This is a genomic window from Burkholderia sp. TSV86, from assembly GCF_001522865.1.
Taxonomy (GTDB): domain Bacteria; phylum Pseudomonadota; class Gammaproteobacteria; order Burkholderiales; family Burkholderiaceae; genus Burkholderia.
The window spans coordinates 1-643 of sequence record NZ_LOWB01000099.1 but is presented as its reverse complement, the minus strand read 5'-3'; the positions used below and the strand labels follow the sequence as shown (position 1 = coordinate 643).

The 643-nt window shown below is 57.4% G+C and carries 1 pseudogene; it reads right to left on the bottom strand.

From position 1 onward, the window contains the following. Positions 1-89: 89 nt before the first annotated feature. Positions 90-293: pseudogene (locus WS68_RS29400) on the bottom strand (hypothetical protein); the annotation flags it as partial. Positions 294-643 lie beyond the last annotated feature (350 nt).

The following is a 643-nucleotide window of genomic DNA, read 5'->3' as shown; positions in this document are numbered from 1 at the left end:
GGTGGACTCCTTGCTGTTCGCGGCGCGCATTGCCGCTACGGGCTACGCCCTTCGCGCCAATGCGCGCCAGCATGAAAAACCAACCACTGTCAGATTTGGTCTAGTCCACCGCATATTCGCTGATCGCCGAGCGTGCCTACTCGCGCGTTGATAACACGCCGTTCAACCACCTCGCCCACAAAAATGCGGACAGGTTCTGATTTCCAGTTGAACGCAACCCGCACGGTCTTAGCCAGCACGTTACGCAGCGCCAGTCAGAGCAGCTTGATTGCGGCCTCGTCATTCGGGAAGTGCCGGTGCAGATATGCGGCACCGTGCGCGCATAAGGCCGGCATTGCCGGTCTCGTGATACATGCGCACCCAACAAATCGCACGGCGATCTCTCGGTCCATCGCTTCATTCTAGTTGAAACGATGTCCGTGAATCGTACACCTGATCAACGAACTCAACCGGCTGGCAAGGTTCCGTTATAAAAACCTGCAAGGCAGCTGAACTAGCGAAGCGGCCTTTAGCCTCAATCCGCAGCGCGGACATAGCGAAGCTCCGCGATGAATGGCTAAAGGACTGTACGCGGTCTTTTAACGACGCCCCTCAGCGGTTGAGGGCAGCAGGCATTCTCCAAGGCATGAGATCGGCGTAGTCG